At 44.9% G+C, this 22,172-nt stretch carries 17 protein-coding genes; 15 read left to right on the top strand and 2 right to left on the bottom strand.

The window, feature by feature from the left end:
* Window positions 1-23 precede the first annotated feature (23 nt).
* On the top strand, window positions 24-278 hold the full coding sequence (locus tag LCL89_RS14640; RefSeq protein WP_224810703.1) for a hypothetical protein: 255 nt from the start codon (window positions 24-26) through the stop codon (window positions 276-278).
* A gap of 28 nt (window positions 279-306) precedes the next feature.
* Here the strand turns inward: LCL89_RS14640 and LCL89_RS14635 are convergent, their stop codons facing one another.
* Window positions 307-1,155, bottom strand: coding sequence for an AraC family transcriptional regulator (locus LCL89_RS14635; RefSeq protein WP_224810702.1), 849 nt, complete (start codon window positions 1,153-1,155; stop codon window positions 307-309).
* Window positions 1,156-1,507: 352 nt separating this feature from the next.
* Between LCL89_RS14635 and LCL89_RS14630 the strand changes: the two genes are divergently transcribed.
* From LCL89_RS14630 to LCL89_RS14580, 11 genes are all read left to right on the top strand, one after another.
* The gene (locus LCL89_RS14630; RefSeq protein WP_224810701.1) at window positions 1,508-2,683 is read left to right on the top strand and encodes a galactokinase; all 1,176 of its coding nucleotides are present in this window, start codon (window positions 1,508-1,510) and stop codon (window positions 2,681-2,683) included.
* Window positions 2,680-3,690, top strand: coding sequence for a UDP-glucose 4-epimerase GalE (gene galE / locus LCL89_RS14625; RefSeq protein WP_224810700.1), 1,011 nt, complete (start codon window positions 2,680-2,682; stop codon window positions 3,688-3,690). Before LCL89_RS14630 ends, galE begins: the two co-directional genes overlap by 4 nt.
* Window positions 3,687-5,204, top strand: coding sequence for a UDP-glucose--hexose-1-phosphate uridylyltransferase (gene galT / locus LCL89_RS14620; protein WP_224810699.1), 1,518 nt, complete (start codon window positions 3,687-3,689; stop codon window positions 5,202-5,204). The genes galE and galT overlap by 4 nt, the downstream gene beginning before the upstream one ends.
* Before the next feature lie 12 nt (window positions 5,205-5,216).
* Entirely contained in the window at window positions 5,217-6,176 is a 960-nt protein-coding gene (locus LCL89_RS14615; RefSeq protein ID WP_224810698.1) for an aldose epimerase family protein, read from the top strand.
* Window positions 6,164-8,116 (top strand): beta-galactosidase, encoded by a 1,953-nt coding sequence (locus LCL89_RS14610; RefSeq protein WP_224810697.1) that lies wholly within the window; start codon window positions 6,164-6,166, stop codon window positions 8,114-8,116. The genes LCL89_RS14615 and LCL89_RS14610 overlap by 13 nt, the downstream gene beginning before the upstream one ends.
* 415 nt (window positions 8,117-8,531) lie before the next feature.
* Window positions 8,532-9,788, top strand: coding sequence for an ABC transporter substrate-binding protein (locus LCL89_RS14605; protein WP_224810696.1), 1,257 nt, complete (start codon window positions 8,532-8,534; stop codon window positions 9,786-9,788).
* Window positions 9,789-9,796: 8 nt separating this feature from the next.
* Window positions 9,797-10,750: a carbohydrate ABC transporter permease gene (locus LCL89_RS14600; RefSeq protein ID WP_224810695.1), complete on the top strand. Its 954-nt coding sequence runs from the start codon at window positions 9,797-9,799 to the stop codon at window positions 10,748-10,750.
* Window positions 10,750-11,571, top strand: coding sequence for a carbohydrate ABC transporter permease (locus tag LCL89_RS14595; protein ID WP_197317280.1), 822 nt, complete (start codon window positions 10,750-10,752; stop codon window positions 11,569-11,571). Before LCL89_RS14600 ends, LCL89_RS14595 begins: the two co-directional genes overlap by 1 nt.
* Window positions 11,572-11,609: 38 nt before the next feature.
* Window positions 11,610-13,868, top strand: coding sequence for an alpha-galactosidase (locus tag LCL89_RS14590; RefSeq protein WP_263620731.1), 2,259 nt, complete (start codon window positions 11,610-11,612; stop codon window positions 13,866-13,868).
* Between the two features lie 1,044 nt (window positions 13,869-14,912).
* Window positions 14,913-16,316: an FAD-binding oxidoreductase gene (locus LCL89_RS14585; protein ID WP_224810694.1), complete on the top strand. Its 1,404-nt coding sequence runs from the start codon at window positions 14,913-14,915 to the stop codon at window positions 16,314-16,316.
* The gene (locus LCL89_RS14580) at window positions 16,309-17,607 is read left to right on the top strand and encodes a (Fe-S)-binding protein (protein WP_224810693.1); all 1,299 of its coding nucleotides are present in this window, start codon (window positions 16,309-16,311) and stop codon (window positions 17,605-17,607) included. The genes LCL89_RS14585 and LCL89_RS14580 overlap by 8 nt, the downstream gene beginning before the upstream one ends.
* A gap of 163 nt (window positions 17,608-17,770) precedes the next feature.
* Here LCL89_RS14580 and LCL89_RS14575 read toward each other — a convergent pair whose 3' ends face one another.
* Window positions 17,771-18,496 carry a DsbA family oxidoreductase gene (locus LCL89_RS14575; protein ID WP_224810692.1) on the bottom strand — a complete coding sequence of 242 codons (726 nt, stop codon included), beginning with the start codon at window positions 18,494-18,496 and terminating at the stop codon, window positions 17,771-17,773.
* Between the two features lie 123 nt (window positions 18,497-18,619).
* Here LCL89_RS14575 and LCL89_RS14570 point away from each other — a divergent pair, with 123 nt between their 5' ends.
* The 3 genes from LCL89_RS14570 (at window position 18,620) to LCL89_RS14560 (ending at window position 22,146) form a co-directional block, all read left to right on the top strand.
* Window positions 18,620-18,991: a cbb3-type cytochrome c oxidase subunit I gene (locus tag LCL89_RS14570; protein ID WP_224810691.1), complete on the top strand. Its 372-nt coding sequence runs from the start codon at window positions 18,620-18,622 to the stop codon at window positions 18,989-18,991.
* 423 nt (window positions 18,992-19,414) lie between these two features.
* Entirely contained in the window at window positions 19,415-20,305 is an 891-nt protein-coding gene (locus LCL89_RS14565) for a nitrilase-related carbon-nitrogen hydrolase (RefSeq protein WP_224810690.1), read from the top strand.
* A gap of 491 nt (window positions 20,306-20,796) precedes the next feature.
* Entirely contained in the window at window positions 20,797-22,146 is a 1,350-nt protein-coding gene (locus LCL89_RS14560; protein ID WP_224810713.1) for an NAD(P)-dependent oxidoreductase, read from the top strand.
* Window positions 22,147-22,172: the final 26 nt, after the last annotated feature.

The following is a 22,172-nucleotide window of genomic DNA, read 5'->3' as shown; positions in this document are numbered from 1 at the left end:
ACTGGAAAAAGGAGCGAAGGTCTATGAGTAAAGCCAGCCAACCGGTTGAAACGTACTATCATAAGGTATATGAGATGTTGGATCAATTGCATAAGGAGGCAGAAGCAGTGCAGGATCAAATTTCCGACGGACACCCTGCCGATGTGGAAAAAATCGAACGCACGCAATTTGCCCTGCAATTGTCCAAAGACATATTAGAGAATTTTGTGGATTCAGGTAAAAATATGACCATAAATTATGATAGGCGTTCGGTCATGATTGAAGTGAACGAAGAATGAGGACTGTGTAATTACACAGTCCTCATTTTTATTTGCGGTATTTACCAGGTGATATGCCTACCACCTTTTTAAAGACTTTATTGAAGTAGTTCGCATTATTATAGCCGATGAGCTGGGCGATATCTTCAGAGGAGTATTTCGTGTTCTGCAGAAGTTCCTTCGCCTTTTGAATACGGATATCCGTCAAATACTGAATCGGGGTCATATGGGTGATCTCTTTGAATTGGCGGGTGAAATGATACCGTGACATCCCTGAAGCCAAAGCCATTTCATCAGGACCAATTTCTTCAGCATAATGGTTCCTCGCATACATCGCTGCCTGGGTGATGGGTTCCGGCCATGAAGATAATTTCCGGTCGATATTTTGGCAGTACTTCATCAACTCCATCGTAAATTGGTATGCATACCCGGAAGCCAGATGGGCATTGGAGATTTGGCGTGAGGCTGCTAAATCCAAAAGGTGAAGGAGGAACGTGACAGGCTCTGAGTCTGGCTCGAAATTCAGGATGTGACCGATATCTTCTTGAATTTCATTCCAATAATCGCCCACGACATCACCGTAAAGAGTCAAATAAATGAATTCCCATCCATCACTTTTTTCAGGCAGGAAATAGCGGTAGTCGCCCGGGATATTCACGATAAAGGCTTGACCAGGAGAGAGTTGAAACAGCTTCCCATCGATTTCGATAGCTCCCTGACCAGAGATCGTATATTGAAAAATATATTTCCCTGTATCTCTTCGATTCCTTCCATCCCAATCATAAAGTGTCGTTTTCTGCTCATCCCAGCCGAGGGACCAGATCTGGGCAGTTTTTTGTAATTTCCGGTCTGAAAATCGGTATCCATACGACCCGAATGTACTATTCGCTGTTTTCAAGTGAATCCTCCTCTTTTGGACGTAAGTATTTATTAGAGTTTGTGAGGGGGCTCTCAAATTAGTTTCGAAACGAAAGTCTCCCATTCTATCCATTGATAATACTTATTTGTTGTTGAATAAGAAAAGCAAATATAAGCAATAAATTGCACTTTTAGTGATAGTTATACTCTTAATCTAGCATATAATGCGAACTAACACGAGATGATAGAAGCAAAAAAGTACAAATATCACCTTCTTTATTTACCATTGATATCGAATTGAAACAGTCATTAGAATATAGATAGTTTCTTAACTTGGAAGCGTTTCCTTAACAGATGAAATGAATGAAAAATAACAAAGATGAGGTGATCGAATGCAAGATTTGATGGATCGTTTTAAAATCGAGTTCGGTGAAGGTGGAGAGGTGGCGACGTTTTTCGCGCCCGGCCGTGTCAATTTAATAGGAGAACATACAGATTATAATGGTGGGCACGTTTTTCCATGTGCTTTAAGCGTGGGGACCTATGCCGCTGCTAGAAAAAGGTCCGATGATAAAGTTCGTTTTTACTCGATGAATTTCCCTGAGTCAGGGGTCATTGAAACGACGAAGAACGACTTAAAATTTGAAAAAGCTCACGATTGGGCGAACTACCCAAAAGGAGTCATCGATATCTTCCAAAAAGAAGGGGTGGATATTCCTTATGGGCTGGACATCGCTTACTATGGAAATATTCCAAACGGTGCTGGACTTTCCTCATCAGCATCCATCGAATTGGTCACCGGTGTACTGTTGGACGAAATATTTGAATTATCAATGGATCGAGTGAAGATGGTCCAGTTATGTCAAAAAGCAGAGAATGAATTTGTCGGTGTCAATTGTGGCATCATGGACCAATTTGCTATCGGTATGGCAGAAAAAGACTATGCCCTGTTATTGAATTGTGACACCCTTGATTATATACAGACACCGATGAAGCTGAAGGATCATACTCTGATCATCGCTAATACAAATAAACGAAGAGGTTTAGCAGATTCCAAATACAATGAACGACGCAGCGAGTGTGAATCAGCGCTGAAAGATCTGCAAAAGCATCTCGATATAGAATCTCTTGGAGACCTCACGGAAGAAACATTTGAAGAGTATAGATCTGTGATTCAAGGTACGGTTGTTCAAAAGAGAGCTGCACATGCGGTTTTGGAAAACCGCCGGACCATCAAAGCGGTCGATAAATTGAATCAGGGAGATATTGAAGGTTTTGGGAAGTTGATGAATGATTCTCACGTTTCTTTGCGGGACGATTATGAAGTGACAGGCTTTGAACTGGATACCCTCGTTGAAGCCGCGTGGAATAACGGTTCTACAGGCTCCCGTATGACCGGAGCCGGTTTTGGCGGGTGCACAATCAACATCGTACCTCAACAAGAGGTGGATAACTTTATCGAAGCAGTCTCCAGGACCTATCACGAAAAAACAGGTATCGAAGCCGAATTTTACGTCGTTGAGGTCGGAGATGGTGCGAAGAAATTGGAAGAAGGGGTGACACTATGACAGTACTCGTTTGTGGGGGAGCCGGTTACATAGGCAGTCACGCAGCAGCACAATTGCTGGATGAGGGGGAAAAAGTAGTCATCATTGATAACCTGCAAAAGGGTCATACACAGGCACTCTTTCAAGAGGCTGAATTTTATGAAGGGGATCTTCGCGATTTATCCCTGCTCCGGAAGGTTTTCGATGAACATGAAATCGACTCTGTCCTACATTTTGCCGCGGATTCTCTTGTAGGAGAAAGTGTGGAACAGCCTCTGAAGTACTATGATAATAATGTGAATGGTGCGATTTCATTATTGAAAGTCATGGCAGAATACAATGTTTCCAAAATTGTATTCTCATCTACGGCGGCCGTCTATGGGGAACCGGAACAGATTCCTATCCAGGAAAGTGATGGGACGAATCCTACGAACCCTTATGGAGAGACGAAACTGGCTATTGAAAGGCTTCTTAAATGGGCAGAGCAGGCACATGGAATCAAACATGTCGTCCTCCGTTATTTCAATGTGGCCGGTGCCGATCCTGAAGGGAGAATTGGCGAAGATCACAATCCTGAGACACATTTGATTCCAGTCGTATTGCAGGTAGCACAGGGGAAAAGAGATAAAATCATGATGTTCGGAGACGATTATCCTACCGACGACGGGACGTGTGTCCGCGATTATATCCATGTGCACGATTTGGTCAACGCTCATCTGCTGGCAATAGATAAATTGAACCAAGATGGTGAAAGTGGAATCTTTAATCTTGGAAACGGACAAGGGTTCAGCGTGAAACAAGTGATTGAGACTGCCCGACAAGTCACAGGTCATGAAATTCCCGCTGAAGTTGCTCCTCGTCGTGCAGGGGATCCTGCTAAGCTTGTCGCTTCTTCAAGCAAGGCGATGGAAGAATTGTCCTGGAAGCCTCGTTTTGCCGAGCTTGAGACTATGATTGAAACAGCCTGGAATTGGTTCAAGGATCATCCATATGGATACAAGGAACAGGAGAAGGAGGTAAACCGATGAAAATTTATGAGGATATCGAGCGGCTGCTGGACTATGGATTGCATAAACAGATGATTTCAGTTTGGGATATCGATTACGTACGAAATTCTCTTTTCCGCCTTTTTCAACTGAACGGTGAAAAGAAAGTGCAAGTTCAGAATGAAAGAATACCAGAATCTCCAGTCGATATTTTAGAAAGCATGCTCGACTACGCAGTCGAACAGAACTTGATTGAAGATGACTCTATCACTGAGAAGGATTTGTTCGACCCGAAAATCATGGATTGCCTCGTTCCTGCGCCATCTGCTGTAATCAAAGACTTTTACGAAAAGTATGAGAGCGAGGGAGCGGAAGCGGCAACGCGTGATTTTTATCAACTATCCAAAGATACCAACTATATCCGTACAGACCGGATCGCAAAGAATATGCATTGGTATAGTGAAACGGAATATGGCGATTTAGAAATTACGATCAATCTATCCAAACCGGAAAAAGACCCTAAAGCGATTGCGGCTGCGAAAAACAATAAAGAAGCGAATTACCCGGACTGCCTTCTCTGTAAAGAAAATGTCGGTTACGCAGGTCGACTCGATCATCCGGCGAGAGATAACCACCGGATTATCCCGGTCGACCTGGAGGGAGAACACTGGTTTCTTCAATACTCTCCATATGTGTATTATAACGAGCATGCGATCGTTTTATCGCGGGAACACCGTCCTATGAAAATCAATAAAGAGAGTTTCGACCGTTTATTGGATTTCACTCATCAGTTTCCTCACTATTTCATAGGGTCGAACGCAGATCTTCCGATTGTAGGTGGATCGATTTTGAGCCACGACCACTTCCAGGGAGGCCATCATGAATTTCCTATGGCAAAAGCTCCGCTGGAATCCGTGTTCGAAGTTTCAGGGTTCGAGGATGTGCAGGCAGGAATCGTCCGCTGGCCGATGTCGGTGATTCGTTTATCATCGGAAAATAGAGAACGTTTATCTGAACTGGCAGACGTTGTTTTGAGTTCTTGGAGAAATTATTCCGATCCTGAAGCCGAAATCTACTCTGAAACGAACGGTGAGATGCACAATACCGTCACGCCGATTGCCAGGAAACGTGAAAGTCGATTTGAACTTGATTTGGTCCTTCGGAATAATCGAACGAGCGAAGAGCACCCACTGGGCATCTTCCATCCTCACGAAGAAGTTCATCATATCAAGAAAGAAAACATCGGCTTGATTGAAGTGATGGGACTTGCGGTACTTCCAGGACGCTTGGTCAAAGAAATGGATACCCTTGTTGATTATATCGCGAACGGTGAATTGGACGGAAAAGCTCAGGAGAATGAGGACATTGCCAAGCACGTTCCATGGGCAAAACAAATTACCGCCGAAGTGGACGACTTCTCTTCAGAAAATATTCATCGTCTATTGAAAAATGAAATAGGCAGACGTTTCTCAGAAGTATTGGAGCACGCAGGCGTTTATAAGCGAACAGAAACCGGCCGGCAGGCATTTGGTCGTTTCATTAAGCAGTTAGGATGAAGGAGGTTAACTATGGAAACGATGACCATGGATCATACGACCTTTAAAGGTATACAAGCGGTAACGATGGAAAATGACTCGATACGTACAGTCATTCTCCCTTCCTATGGCGGGAAGATGGTCAGCTTTTTTGATAAGGAAGCTGAATATGAATGGCTTTTTCAGACAGACCGGGAAGAGTTGGAGATCCCGCCTTATGGAGCGGATTTTTCTGCTTTTGACTCAAGCGGATTCGACGAGATGTTTCCTGGAATCGATCAAGGACCTCACCCGAACGATTGGAAGGAAATCCCGGACCACGGCGAAGTATGGGCTCTCCCATGGGATTATGAATTTGATGGGGAATTATTGATTCTTTCCGTGAACAGTCCCGTTTTTCCGTACCGTTTGACGAAATGGATGCAGCTTAAAGAAGGTGAACTGAAAATTTCTTATCAAGCTGAAAATAAAGGGGACAAGGATTTTCCTTTCATTTGGACACCGCATGCGTTGTTAAACTATAATGGCGAAACACGGATACAACTGCCTGAAGGCATGGATGAAGTCATGAACGTAGAAGCAGGTACTGAGCACCTTGGAGACTGGGGCGACACTCACAACTATCCTTTGACTCTTTCAAATAAAACGGGGCAGCAAGTGGATTTATCCAAATTAGAGCCAAATGAAGACGGTTCAGTGGAAAAGTTTTATTTCACAACCTCCATGACCGAAGGATGGTGTTCCGTCGTGCAGTCCGATATCCAACGGACGTTGACCTACGAATTTCCGAAAGATAAAGTTCCTTATCTCGGAATATGGAAGACAGAGGGAGGATATCGGGGAGAATACAATTTCGCATTGGAACCTTGCACGGGTGTCTATGATGATGTGTATCTGGCTGAGAAGATTGGAAGATCATCTTCCATCCCGGCACAAGGTGTATACCAATGGTCGTTGAAAATGAAAGTAGGAGGGGAAACATGCCCTATTTAGGAGTCGATTACTATCCGGAACACTGGCCGGAATCTCAAATAGAAGAAGATTTACAAGGAATCAAGGATCTCGGAGCGAATATCGTTCGGATCGGTGAATTCGCCTGGCATTTGATGGAGCCGGAAGAAGGACATTTTGATTTTTCATATTTCGATCGGGTCATCAAAAAAATAAAAGAGCACGGGTTTTCAATCATGTTCGGAACACCGACAGCGACATTCCCGGCTTGGTTATACAAAAAAGATCCATCCATCGTTTCGAAGGATGAAACGGGCCAGCCACGGGTATTCGGCGGGCGTCGGCAGTATTGTTTCAACTCCGATGTTTATCATGAACACGCTTCAAGGATTACACAGAAACTGGTTGAGCACTACCGTGATGAAGAAGCCATCATCTCCTGGCAGGTGGATAATGAATTCGGACATGAGGGTAGCGACATCTGTTTCTGTGAACAGTGCCATTCCCGTTTTCAAAGTTATTTACATACGAAGTATGAAACGATCGATGCTTTGAATGAAGAGTGGGGAACCATCTTCTGGGGGCAGACTTACAACGAATTTTCAGAAATTCCAATGCCGACCTCAACGATCACGACCCATAACCCAAGCCTGAAATTGGAGTGGGCGAGATTCCGTTCAGACTCATTGAACCGCTTTGCCAATGACATGACAGAAATCGTCAAACAACATAAAGGTGAGAATCAAACGGTGACGACGAACACGACTGGAGACTTTTTCAACAAGTACTTCGATCATGAAGAAAACGTCAAAGCCATGGATTTCGTGTCCTACGATAACTATCCGGTCTGGGGTGGATTGGAAAAGCCTGTTTCTCCAGATACCATCGCAATGATGCATGATTTCAACCGCGGCCTTTTAGGAAAAAATTATTGGATCGTAGAAGAGCTGATGGGGGCGCAGGGCCATGATGTCATCGGATATCTCCCCAGGCCCGATCAGGCGAAGATGTGGTCTTACCAGGCTTTTGCTCACGGATGCTCTCATCTGCTGTATTTCAGATGGCGCGGAATGACCCGGGGGGCGGAACAATTCTGCTATGGAGTCATCGATCAGGACAACCGTTATGGAAGAAAGTATCGGGAGGTCCAATCCCTCTTTGAAGATGTGAAGGACAGAGATGAACTTCTTGAAGCACCCGTCCATTCGGACATTGCTGTCGTTTATGATTATGACAACATTTGGTCTTGGCGGGCACAGAGGCAGAGCAAGGACTTTGATTTTAAAGAGGAACTGCTCCGTTTATACCGTCCTTTCTTCGATTGGAACGTATCGATGGATCTCATTCCTTCCAGTCGTGGCTTCAGTTCCTACAAAGTCATCCTTGTTCCAGTCATGCAGGTGATGGATCCGGATTTGGCTGAGCGTCTGAAAGATTTTGCTGAGAATGGCGGAACCGTCGTCTTTTCTTTCCGTACCGGGGTAAAAGGTAAAGACAATAATCTGCGCTTCGGCGAACCGCTCCCTGGTCTCGTGAGTGATTTGACAGGCGCATATGTAGAAGAAAGTGAATCTTTGACGAAGGAGCACGCCCTTCCATTACAAGGACAGGGCAAGTATGCTGAACAATCTGCATCGGTTTCCATCTGGCGTGATCTCCTTGTCCCTGAAACAGCAGATGTGCTGTACAAGTATAACGATCCTTTCTACGATTCGTATGCAGCCGTAACGAAGAATACATTCGGTGAAGGGACAGCTTATTACATCGGGGGCGGTCTTGATTCCAACAGCTTGGATGAAATTTCTGAGGAGATTCTAAAGGAACAAGGCATCGAGTACATGGAAACGGAAAAAGGTGTTGAAATCCATGATCGTAGAGTGGGAGAAGAATCCTATCGTTTTGTCATCAATCACAATGAGGAAACGAGTCACTTCCAAGGAGAAGCTCTCCAACCTTTTGAAAGTAAGATCATTAAACTGTGATAATCATATAGCTTCCAAAGAAACAACCAGTTTACGCTGGTTGTTTTTTTTTTCGTCCCGTTGGGTGCTGAGTTCAGATCAGGGAGAGGGCTGTCCCCGTTCACCCGAAATAAATTAGAAGAGAAGGCAAAATAGTACAAAATACACCGCAAAAAATTATTAAATACGAATTTTTTGCTTTTTTTAATTCTTACAGATTATAGTCCACAAAATTTATAAGCAGGTAAGTAGGTTTATAGATTAAAAACCGTGCATGATGATTTACATATTCATCCATGACAACTGTTCATACAGCAAAAAAGTGCAATTATTATACAATATTTTTACCGTTGAGTTGTCCTGGAATTATCACTACCATTAAATATACAGAAAGCGTTTTCAACAGTTTTCATAAAAATGAATGGAGGTTGGCGTAATGAAAAAATGGTTAGGATTTATAGCGCTTATATTAATGGTCGGATTTATATCCGCATGTTCAGGTGGTGGAGAAGGGTCAGCGAAAGACGGAGATACGATCACCCTTTTCTCTACCATTTCAGATGAAAATGTAAAAAGTGAAATGGAAGCGATCATCGATGATTTCGAAAGTGAAAATCAAGGCATCAAAGTTGAAACGAATTTCCCAGGAGGGGAATACGAAAACCTTTTGAAAGTCAAAATGGCAGCCAATGATATGCCGGATGTATTCGATACACACGGATGGGCGCAGATTCGTTATGGCGATTACTTAGCAGACTTGAGTGAGGAGGACTGGGCATCGGAAATGTCCGGAACGATTGAACCTGTTTTGACGGACGATCAAGGAAAGGTTTACGCCCTTCCTTTAAACGAAGCAAAAGAAGGAATCTCCTATAATGAAGAAGTCTTGGAAGAGTACGGTGTAGAAGTACCGAAGACGTTCGATGAACTGATGGCAGCTTCTAAGAAAATCCATGAAGGCAGTAATGGTGAAGTGACGCCATTCTTCTTCGCTGGTGCAGATCCATGGACACTCGGTCAGTATTTCGACTACTTTGCAACACCATTGTTGATCAGTGACGAACAACATGATTACGGCGAAGAGTTATTGAACGGTGAATTTGATTGGTCGAGGTGGACATTCCTACCTGAGAAATTCAAGGAAATGTATGAAAAAGGGTACATAAACAAAGATGTACTGACGGCGAAATACAGCGATGGACCCCGATTATTTGCAGAAAACAAAATTGCATTCGCAATGTATCCACCATCCTTCGTGACAGAAGCGAAAAAGATCAACGAAAATGTAGAAGCAGGATTGATGCCGATTCCAGCGATCCATGAAGGGGATGAACCTACTTTTGTCGGTGGTGAACGTTACACACTAGGGGTGTGGAAGGATTCACCGAAGAAAGAAGCTGCAAAGAAACTGCTTGCGCATTTCGCCAAGCCGGAGAACGCCAAGCGTATGGCTGAAGCTTCAGGTTTACCAGCAGGCTTAGAAGGAGTTCAAGCTGAAAGTATGTATCAAGAGTACTATCAGAAGTATTCCGATGTTCGTGTTTATCCTTACTTTGACCGCGTATATCTGCCAAATGGAATGTGGGATGTAATGACGACATTAGGCCAGGAAGTGTTGTCTGGAGCGATCACTCCTGAACAATACTCTGAGCGCATGTCTGAAGAAGTGGAGCGATTAAGATCTCAAAACTAAACAGAAAAATGCAGGAAGAAGAAGTGAATAACACTTCTTCTTCTCCGCATTTAAAACCAGTCGAGTCGCCTGAAAGTAAAAAGCCGGTTCCAAAGAAAAAGCGCGGTTTCCATATCAACTGGCTTTATGTTCCTGTCATCATTTTAATGTCTGTGTTTATCATTTATCCTTTCTTGAACGGTGTAAGAATTTCTTTTACCAATTGGAATGGCTACTCTCAAACGATGAACTGGATCGGGTTAGATAACTATATCCGCATGTTCACCGATCCGAATACATGGTTGATTGTAAAAAATACTTTGATATATGGGATTGGAAGTACGATTCTTCAAAATGGTATAGGCCTTCTGTATGCCATTCTTTTGAACAAGAGTATGAAGTTCCGGGCGGTGACCCGGACGATTGTTTATCTTCCTGTCATCATCAGCCCTCTTATCATGGGGTACATCTGGTATTTCATTTTCCAATACAACGGCGGGGCTTTGAACGATATCATCACTTTATTCGGTTTTGAACCTGCGAACCTTTTAGGAAATCCTGATGTCAACGTGTGGTTGATCACCTTTGTTAACACGTATCAATTCCTTGGTATTGCGATGATCATTTACCTGGCAGGCCTGCAGGGTATTTCAAAGGATTATTACGAAGCGGCGACTCTGGACGGGGCTTCCAGCTGGCAGCAGTTCAAAAATATTACGCTTCCTTTATTGATTCCATCCATCACGATCAATGTCGTCATCAACTTGATCAACGGTTTGAAGCTTTTCGATGTCATCATAGCGATGACCAACGGTGGTCCAGGGTATGCTTCGCAATCTCTTTCCACGATGATGTATCAATTGTATTTCGCAAGACAGGATGCAGGGTATGCAGCTGCACTCGGAAACCTGATGTTCTTGATCATCGTCATCATCAGTCTGACAGCTCTTATCTACCTGCGTCGTAAGGAGGTTGAAGCCTAATGGATAAACAAAAGAAAGTGGTATGGACGATTTTAGGAATCACCGTCAGTCTTATGCATATCATTCCGTTCTATATTCTAATGACGACCTCTTTCAAAAATAGTAGTGACTTCAGCTCGAAATGGCTGTTTCCTGATTACTTGGATTTCAGTAATTTCTCGAATGCGTGGACACAGGCGCAGATGGGGACTGCATTATTCAATAATGTGGTCATCACGGTGATATCTGTCACGGCCTTGATCGTTTTAGGTTCACTGGCTGCCTATCCTTTAGCCCGTGTTGCAAGCCGTTTGAATAAAGTCATGTACATCAGTTTTGTCGCGGTAATGATTGTGCCGCCTCTGACTATTTTAGTTCCATTATATAAATTCATTGTCGATATCGGAGGACTGAATACGATTTGGGCGGTCGTTCTCGTCCACGTATCGTTCTGGCTGCCTCTGACGATCTTCCTTTATACAGGTTTCATTCGTTCGACGATTCCGAAAGAATTGGATGAAGCGGCGATGATTGATGGAGCCAGTCGACTGCAGATTTTCTTTAGAGTGGTATTTCCACTCCTGAAACCAGTGACAGCTTCAGTCATCATCATTACAGGAATGTTTGTATGGAATGATTATCAGTTTTCCGTGTTCTTTTTACAGGATAAAGATGCGCATACCATCACTGTCGCTTTATCCCAGTTCTTCTCGCAATATTCGAATGATGTAGGACTGGTCGCAGCAGGGTCATTGCTCGGGATGCTGCCGATGGTCATCGTATTCTTGTTCTTGCAGAAATATTTCATCGCTGGACTGTCATCCGGTTCAGTCAAAGGGTAAACAACCAGAGTTTAATTTAGAGGGGAAGTTTTATAATTATGATTTTTGAAAACGAATCACCAAGGCAGTTCCATTTGCAGAATGACGAAATCAGCTACGTGTTACATGTTCTGAAAAATGGACATTTAGGCCACCTTTACTTCGGGACACGTTTGAACCACAGGGAAGATTTTTCTCATTTTCAGCAAGAAGCAGAACGTGCAGGTACGTCATATGTCTATGAAGGAGATATGAATTTCTCCCTGGATTTGGCGAGACTTGAGTATCCGGTCTATGGGAGCACCGATTACAGAGAGCCTGCCCTGCAGATAGAACAGTTGAACGGAAGCAGAATCAGTGATTTTAAGTATGCTTCGCACCGGATTTATGCAGGTAAACCTGAACTCGAAGGCTTGCCGGCCACATATGTGGATGAAGAGGAAGAAGCGCGTACGCTTGAAATTACACTTCATGATCGGGTGATGGAAGCGGATTTGATTTTGACGTATACGATTTTCAAAAATTACAATGCGATTACTCGTTCGTCTAAAGTCGTGAACCATGGCAGAGAAGATCTTAATCTCTCCCGTGTTCTGAGCGCATCAATTGATATGCCCGATTCTGATTACGAGATGATCCAGCTTTCTGGAAGCTGGTCGAGGGAACGCCACGTAAAATCGCGCCGGATTGAAAGTGGTGTGCAATCCATCGGCAGCACGAGAGGTACGAGTTCCAGTCAGCAGAACCCTTTTTATGCGCTTAAGCGACCGAATACGACGGAAGATGTCGGAGATGTCATCGGAATGAGCCTCGTATACAGCGGGAACTTCCTCGGACAGGTGGAAGTCGATCATTATGATGTAGCAAGAGCTTCCATCGGACTTCAGCCGTTTGATTTCAATTGGAAGTTGGAGCCTGGAGAAGCATTTCAATCTCCTGAAGCGGTCATCGTGTTTTCAAATCAAGGAATGAATGGCATGAGTCAGATTTATCACAATCTATATCATCAAAGGCTGGTCCGAGGGAAGTGGAGAGATCGGGAGCGTCCGATTTTGATCAACAACTGGGAAGCGACGTACTTTGATTTTGATGAGGACAAAATCGTATCCATCGCTTCTCAAGCCAAAGAATTGGGAGTCGAACTTTTCGTCCTCGATGACGGCTGGTTCGGAAAGCGGGATGATGATACCACTTCCCTGGGAGACTGGTTCTATGATGAACGAAAACTTCCTGGAGGAATCTCTCGTTTAGCGGAAAAAGTAACGGAAGCAGGGCTGGATTTCGGGCTTTGGTTCGAACCGGAAATGGTGTCCAAGCAAAGTGAACTCTTTGAAAAGCATCCGGATTGGGCGATCCAAGTAGAAGGACGGCCGATGTCTCATGGAAGAAACCAATACATATTGGATTTTTCCAGAAAAGAAGTGGTTGATTACATTTATGAATTGATGCACGATGTTCTGTCCAATGCTCCGGTCACCTACGTGAAGTGGGATATGAACAGATACATGACAGAAATCAGTTCAGCCGCGTTACCTTCAGATCGTCAAAAAGAACTCCCGCATAGATATATTTTAGGAGTTTATGACTTATATGAACGTCTGATCAGAGATTTCCCTGAAATCCTATTCGAATCTTGTGCATCGGGCGGTGCCCGCTTCGATCCGGGGATGCTTTATTACGCGCCCCAAACATGGACGAGTGATGACACGGATGCGGTCGAGCGTTTGAAAATCCAGTATGGAACGTCGATGGTATATCCGCTCAGCACGATCGGTGCCCACGTTTCAGAAGTCCCGAACCATCAGGTGAAAAGGATCACTTCATTGAAAACCCGAGGTGAAGTGGCGTTCTTTGGAACATTCGGCTATGAGCTGGATGTGACGAACATGTCTGAAGCCGAGAAGGAAGAAACGAAAAACCAGATCGATTTTTATAAACAGCACCGCGAATTGATCCAAAAAGGAGACTTTTACCGCCTGGTCAACCCATTCGAAGGAACTGGCAATGACACGGCATGGATGGTCGTATCCGATAATCGCGACAAAGCTTTGGTCGGTCACTATCGAGTACTGGCAAGGCCGAATGACGGATTCCACCGCCTTTACGTGAAAGGACTGGATCCTGATAAAAAATATCACGTCCGCCAACTCGCGAGTCATGAAGATTACAACGAGTCCCATAGTGGTAGCACTCACTTTGGAGATGAGCTTATGTTTGCCGGCTTGAATCTCGGAGCCGGTTACTCCGGAACCCAGGCGGGTGGTATAAAAGAAAGTGGAGATTTCTCATCAACCTTATGGCTGATTGAAGAAGCATAAAGAATGAAAATACACCTGAGGTCATCCATGAATAGGATGACCTCAGGTGTTTCTTGTAACTCTCCCTGCACATCACTATATTTTCCCCCGCTACTCCCTTATACTCTTATATTAATAGATCTATTAACCTCAGAAATCAGGAAACTGTCCGTTCGCCTTTGTATGGTTTGGGAGAGAAGGGAAAACAGGTCGCTTTCCGCGGGCAGCTGTCGAGCCTCCTCGTTTCACTGCGGGGTCTCGCCTAACCTGTATTTCCCCTCAGGAGTCTCCCCATTTTCCCTTCTCTCCCTATAAAATTCACCTGAACGGACATTACCAAGGATGAATACCAAATCTTCGCTTAAAATAATCATGTCTTTAAGAAACCAAGAAGACATTTATATCTTATATAAAAGGGTATATAGAAAACACCTCCTATCCTATGCCGGAAATCTTTTGGTACTAAAAAAAGGAAAAGAGGCAAGGATGGTTTCGAAATTATAATTAGGCAATTACACTAAGACCTGGTCCGTTGCGATGAAAAGAAAAGGGCGGGCTCGGAAACGACTCCCTTTCCTGCGGTGGAACAGGCGAGCTTCCTCGAGCTTTTCGCCCTGTGGGATCTCGCATAGTCCCTTCTCCCGCGGGAGTGTCGCCGTTTCCAAGCCCACCCGCCTAATGATACGAACGGACCATTCTATTTATTGTATTGAGAACGGATATAATATACACAATCTACCAATTTAATAATCAAACTTGGCAGAATAATAGCTTTTTATTATGTATCATTATTTTTTAGGATTACTCAATATTCCGTGTTTCCGTTATTCGAATAATCGGAAGGAGGTCCGGGAAATCGGGAGACTCCTGTGGGATGCACATGTCAGGTGAGACCCCGGAAGACGGAGTCTGAGGAGGCTCAGCGCATGCCCACGGAAAGCGAGTGATTTCCTGGACGTCCTATTTTCAATACAGCGAAACGGAAACACCCCAACCTCGGTATAAATCTACAGTAGCTTTGGACATTTGTTGAATGAGATATATCTTTGAAGAGGAGTGGAGAGGATGGAATCGTGGATTGAGAGATTAAAGGAAATTCTTCCGGAAAAAAGAGTCATGACCGATTTGGCGGACCGATACAGTTACAGCTTTGATGCTTCATTCGGTGAATACCTGCCGGATGTCGTCGTCCAGCCGCAGCAGAAGTCAGAGATTGTATCCATTCTTAAATTGGCAAACCTACATAAAATTCCCGTCTATCCTCGAGGCCAAGGGACGTGTCTGAGCGGTGGACCACTGCCTGTCTATGGCGGGATCGTCCTCGATATGTCACAGTGGCCGAAAACGATTGACCTGCGACCGGAAGATCTGATCGTTTCCGTATCACCGAGCGTTTTGACAGCAGACATCAATAAAGCAGCCGAAGAGCACGGATTGATGTATGCGCCCGATCCCAGCAGCGCCCATGTCGCTACGATTGGCGGAAATCTAGCGGAAAATTCCGGGGGACCGAGAGGCTTGAAATACGGGGTTACGAAAGATCATGTCATAGGCCTTGAAGTGATCACTCCAGAAGGGGAGATCATACGGACAGGAGGACAGACGATCAAAAATGTGACCGGGTATGACCTGACCAAACTGATCGTAGGTTCGGAAGGGACGCTTGGGGTCATCACTGAAGCGACGTTGAAATTGATGCCGAAACCTCCTGCCGTACAGACGATGATGGTCAGCTTTGATAAAGTTCGCAGCGCAGGAGAGGCTATCTCAAAAACACTCACATCAGGGATTCTTCCTTCCAAAATGGAGTTTATGGATCAAGCTTGTATACAGGCAGTTGAAAACTTCAAACCGATTGGACTGCCGGTGGAAGCTGCAGCAATTGTCATTATAGAACTGGATGGGCATCCTGAAACGTTGAAAATCGAGCGGAAACTCGTAGAAGATATCATGAAGAAAATAGGGGCCACGGACATTATCATTCCGAAAACTGAAAAAGATGCGGATGAAATATGGCACGCAAGAAAACAAGTTTCTCCGGCTATCGCACAAATCAAACCGACGAAGGTATCTGAAGATGCGACCGTCCCCCGCAGCAAAATCCCCGATTTGATTGAACGCCTGCAAGTCATTAAAGAAAAATATGATGTCGAAATCGTCGTGTTCGGCCATGCCGGTGACGGAAACCTCCATCCGAATGTGCTGTGTGACAAGCGCGACCATGAAGAAATGGCAAGGGTGGAACAGGCGGTCGGAGAGATATTCGAAGCGGCGATTGAACTAGGAGGAACACTTTCCGGGGAGCATGGAATCGGAACGATGAAAGCCCCGTTTATGGAACAGGAACTCGGTGAAATCGGCCTGGATATGATGAAACGGGTGAAAGAAGCCTGGGATCCCAATGGAATTATGAATCCAGGAAAAATATTTGCGGAAAAAAGCCAGAAACTGGTGCTTCGGAATGAGTAATCTAAAAGCTTTGCAGGAAAAGCTCAATTATGACAAAACGTTTGACTGTGTCCAGTGCGGCTATTGTCTGCCCGCTTGTCCAACGTATGAAACGATGGAAAGGGAGACACATTCTCCTAGGGGGCGGATCAATTTAGTGAAAATGGTCGCTGAAGGAAAAGGAACCGTCCAGGACCTTGAGAACCCTATTGAAAAATGTCTCGGGTGCATGGCCTGCACGACCGTCTGTCCGACAAATGTCCAGTACGGACAAATTTTAGAAGGGGCCAAGCAAGTCATCGATGAACAAAAGGTGAAATCTCCAACTCAGAAGAAGCTGGAACAGTTTTTATTCCAATCATTTTTCCCTTCACAAAAATGGATGAATACTTTGGGGCATGCCACATGGCTGTATCAAAAGTCAGGATTTCAAAAAGTAGCGCAAACCTTGGGGTGGACGAAACTTGCCCCCAATCATTTGGATGCCTTTGAGAGAGTGCTCCCGGATCTGCCTTCTCCAAAAAGGAGAAAGAAACGCGTGAAGCGATACATGAGAAAAAGGCCCGCATCAGCCAAAGTGGCTTTTTTTACAGGGTGTATCATGGACAGCATGTTTTTCGAATCCAATGAGAACACGATAGAATTGCTGCTTAGAAGTGGAGCGGAAGTCGTGATTCCGGAACAACAGACGTGCTGTGGGGCACTCCATGCCCATTCAGGAAAAATCAGTTCTTCTGTGGATTTGGCTAAAAAGAATATTGCAGTCTTTGAAGAGGAAAACGTTGATTATATCGTTAATAATGCAGGTGGATGCGGAGCGAGAATGATTGAATATCATCATTTGTTTGAAAAAGGATCCGCTTGGTATGAACGAGCGCTTACGTTTGTTTCTAAGGTGAAAGATATTTCAGAGGTTTTAGTCGAATTAGATGGTCTGGAGTTTAAGTGTTCACTTGATAAAACCATAACCTATCAGCCTTCCTGCCATATGACCAATGTACAGAAGGTGACGGAACCTCCTCTTGAATTGATCGGGAAAATACCAGGAGTCCAATTGAAAGCAATGGATCGCCCTGATTTTTGCTGCGGTTCAGCGGGGGTTTATAACATCGTGAATTACGAGGACTCAATGGAGATTTTAGATGTGAAAATGGAGGATGTATGTGGAGTGAATCCTGATGGTATTGTGACATCAAATCCAGGGTGCTTACTGCAAATGAAGCTTGGAGTCGAACGGTCCGGCAAAAGTAATCAAATCGACGCTGTCCATTTAGTCGACCTCCTCATCCAAGCGGATCCACAACCGAAATAAAACCCCCACGGTCGGGTGATCGTGGGGTTTGGTTGATAAATTGGGATTTTTGCTGATAAATTTCCTTTTTTGGTCGATAAATTGGAATTTCCGCCGATAAAATCCCCTTTTTGGCTGATAAACAGCTCGCACGAGAACATGTAAACGGAGAGTAGAGGCTGAATTATTGTTTATCCCCGCTCGGAACTTCGCATCCGTCTTCAGTGCATGCCGCGTCTTGGTCAGTAGACAGATCTTCAAATGGAGAAGACTTCTGCTCTTCTTCAAAAGCTTTCTCAAGACCTTGGACGAAAATCTCTGTCGGCTGAGCTCCGGACACAGCGTATTTACGATTGATGACAAAGAAAGGCACGCCCTGGACGCCGATCTGGTGTGCTTCCTGCTCTTCTGAGCGGACCGCATCCGTATACTCTTCTCCTTCAAGGACAGATTTCACTTCAGCACGTTCCAAACCTATTTCAGATGATAGGTCCATCAATGTTTCATGGTCACCGATGTCTTTTGAATCGGTCAATACCGCTTTAAGGAAACGCTCCGTGATTTCTTTTCCAAGTCCTTTCGTTTCAGCGAGTTTCGCAACCCGGTGGGCATCGAGAGTATTTGTCGGAATCATTGTGTCGAAATGGAAATCAAGACCGGACATCGCAGCTTGCTCAGTCATATTCCTTGTCATTTCACGTGCCTCATCTAAAGTCCGACCGTACTTTTTTGAAAGTTTTTCATGCATGTTCGCTTCTTTATTCCGTTCGGCATTCGGATCCAGCTCAAAGCTTTTATAAACAACTTCGACTTGATCTTTCTGTGGAAACTGCTCCAACGCTTCTTCCAAACGTCGTTTTCCGATATAGCAAAAAGGACAGACGAAATCTGACCAAATTTCAATTCTCATAAATAATCTCACCTCTTTATAAAGATACATTCCCATTTTACGACTTTTCCCCCGCCAAAATCTATTATTCTGTTTATGCCTCAAGGAGCGTATAGATGAAGGGAATAAAGAAGGAGGTCGCTTATGGGGATTACGTTAATCAAAATTTCAAGCATTTATTTTGCTGTGGGGGTGGCGATCGGCTATTATATGTCACTCGTTCACGATTATGCGTTGACGCCTGTACACGTACACATCAACTTATTAGGATGGACGGCACTCACACTGGCCGGGATTTTGTATCACCTGTTTCCAAGCCTTGGAGAAGCGAAACTGGGTAAATTTCATTTCTGGCTTCACAATGCAGGACTTCCGATCATGATGGCCGGACTCTATTTGTCCATAGTCTTAGAGAGTGACCAGTGGGTACCGGTGATCGCTACGGGAGCTTCTCTTACAGTACTCGCTGTCTTCTTATTTGTCTTTAATATCTTCTTAAACTTAAAATCTGAATAACGAATAGAAGGGGGGCATCCTCAATCATCTGTGAATGCATGGATGGTTGAAGATGCCCCTCTTTTTTCATGTTTTCTTCCATATGGACGAAGATTAGTAATGATATGACAAAAAAACAGTATATTTATGGAAAAATTCAACAATCTTTTTACAAGAGTTGTGATAGTTTTTTATTTATAGACTTCATGAAACAACGAAACGAAAAAAGGAGGGGCGTTTCGAATTCCAGTTAGATAGATTTCACCTAAGGTCAAATGACTGCCACCATGATTCCACAATACATCTCCAAAATGAATAATCTTAAATCCCTATCATGACTGACCCACACCTATCAAAATTTTTAACAAAATAAAACTGAGCGTTCGTGCAATGACCGTAATACTTGCTACATATAAGGTTCACGAAACTAAAGGAGGAATATGCATGTCCGATATCGTAAAAATCGGTTTGATCCAAGCCAGACATGAGGTGGATGGAAACGAGCCTGTATCCGTCCATAAAGAAAAATCGATCGAGAAGCATATCCAGCTTGTAAGGGACGCAGCAGAAAAAGGAGCACAAATCATCTGCCTGCAGGAGATATTCTACGGTCCTTATTTCTGTGCTGAGCAGAATGCCAAGTGGTATGACTCGGCTGAAGAGATTCCTGAAGGGCCGACGACGACTCAATTCCAGGCCCTCGCAAGAGAACTGGGTGTGGTCATCATCCTCCCGATTTATGAAAGAGAAGGAATTGCTACCTACTACAATACAGCTGCAGTCATCGACGCTGACGGCTCTTACCTTGGTAAGTACAGGAAACAGCATATTCCCCATGTCAAAGTCGGAGAAGAAGGCTGCGGTTTTTGGGAGAAATATTATTTCAAACCAGGCAACTTAGGATATCCGGTATTTGACACAGCTTTTGCTAAAGTCGGGGTCTATATTTGTTATGACCGCCACTTCCCTGAAGGCGCGAGACTGCTCGGTTTGAAAGGGGCGGAAATCGTGTTCAACCCATCGGCAACGGTTGCCGGCTTATCTGAGTACTTATGGAAACTCGAACAGCCGGCTCATGCCGTCGCCAATGGTTATTATTTAGGAGCCATCAACCGTGTCGGTACGGAGGGGCCGTGGAACATGGGAGAGTTTTATGGACAATCCTATCTCGTCGATCCACGCGGAAGCTTTGTCGCCACCGGCAGCCGTGATGAAGAAGAAGTCATCATAGGGGAAATGAACAAAAAGATGATCCGTGAAGTACGCGACCTATGGCAGTTCTACCGCGACCGCCGGCCAGAAACCTACGGCGAAATGACTTCCCTACTACCATAAGAAAATACACCAAAGCTGACCAACACAAATGAAAGTGAAGAATGGTCAGCTTTTTTATTTTCAAAGATAAGCGGGTTGTTTTTGATAAGTGGGAGGGGAGTTGGAAATGGATCGCTTTCCGCGGGCGGTGCTGAGCCTCCTCGTTTCACTGCGGGGTCTCACCCTTACCGCTTCTCCCGCAGGAGTCTCACCATTTCCACCTCCCCTAATCTTCATAAGTTTCATTGTAATTAGATATAGCAATCTTACACTTCATGGTTCCGTTACGCTTGATTGTCGCAAGGAGTCAGGGGGACGGGGAGACTCCTGCGGGATGCAAGTACAGTTGAGACCCCGGAGGTCGTAGGCCGAGGAGACTCAGCGTCACGCCCGCGGAAAGCGACTCGTCCCCCTGACTCCTGAACCTTTCTCAAACAACGGAACAATCTAGAGCCTTGACTGATGTTACAACTTCTTGAAGGAGGCGGAAAGTATTGACCAAGTCTGAAAAAATGAAGATTTCCCTCACAGACCTGTCTCGAAATTTCGAGGAAGTCCACCCGGCATTGACCGACCGGGAAGCGGTGGAAGAAGCGAACCGGTGCCTGTATTGCTATGACGCTCCATGTATACAGGCATGCCCCACCGGTATTGACATTCCTTCGTTCATCAAAAAAATCGCTTCAGGAAATTTAAAAGGATCAGCGACGACGATCATGAGCTCAAACCCCGTCGGCGCAAGTTGTGCCCGCGTATGTCCGACGGAAGAATTGTGTGAAGGAGCGTGCGTACTCAACCACTCGACAAAACCGATCGTTATCGGAGATCTCCAGCGGTACGCAACTGATTGGGCGATTAAAAACGATCAAGTATTGTTCAAAAAAGGAGAGCGGAACGGGAAGACGGTCGCGGTCGTCGGAGGAGGCCCAGCAGGGTTGTCAGCGGCCCGCGAACTGGCGAGACTCGGCTATGACGTGACGATCTTTGAATCTTCTTCCAAAGCGGGAGGCCTGAACTCGTATGGAATCGTGTCATTCCGTCTCCCACAGGAAGTTTCCTTCTGGGAAGTCGATCAAGTGAAAAATCTCGATGTGAAAGTCCGTACCAACACCACTGTCGGAAAAGACATATCAGCTGATGAGATGCTTTCTACATATGACAGCATTGTTCTGGCTGCAGGAATGGCGCATGTCCCTGACCTTGGCATTGAAGGAGAAGAGTTGGACGGCGTGTATGACGCAATCGAGTTCGTCAAAGATACGAAAACGAAACCGTTGACGGATGCGTTCATAGGCAAGACGGTCGCGGTTATCGGAGCTGGAAACACGGCGATTGATGGAGCCACTTGTTCCGTCCGTCTGGGTGCAGAAAAAGTGAAAATCCTTTACCGCCGTACTCAGGAAGAGATGTCTGCTTATGACTTTGAATTCGAATTTGCGAAGCAGGACGGGGTCGAGTTCGAGTGGCTGACCCAGCCGGTCAAAATACATGGTGATGAAAAGGGCAGCGTTCGATCCATCGAATGCGTAAAAATGGAATTGGGTGAGCCGGATAAGGATGGAAGAAGACGTCCACAGCCGGTACAGGGATCCAACTTCAAAATCCCTGTTGATGCAGTGATCAAAGCCATCGGTCAAACGCGGCACCTCAGCTTGATCGAACAATTCCAATTGGATCATAAAGATGGAGTCGTACAAGTGACTGAATCGTACCGTACCTCCAACCCGAAAGTGTTTGCGTGCGGAGACGTTGTATTCGGTAAAGGAAAAGGGGAAGCGATGGTGGTCACAGCGGCCCAGCAAGGGAAAGATGCCGCTTATGCCATACACAAACAATTCAAAGAACAATCCGTGACGATATAGGAAATTTCCGTAGAAAGGGGAGTTCA

It is taken from the genome of Halobacillus yeomjeoni, from assembly GCF_020171525.1.
GTDB lineage: Bacteria > Bacillota > Bacilli > Bacillales > Halobacillaceae > Halobacillus > Halobacillus yeomjeoni.
This window is presented reverse-complemented; position numbering and strand designations above follow the sequence as displayed.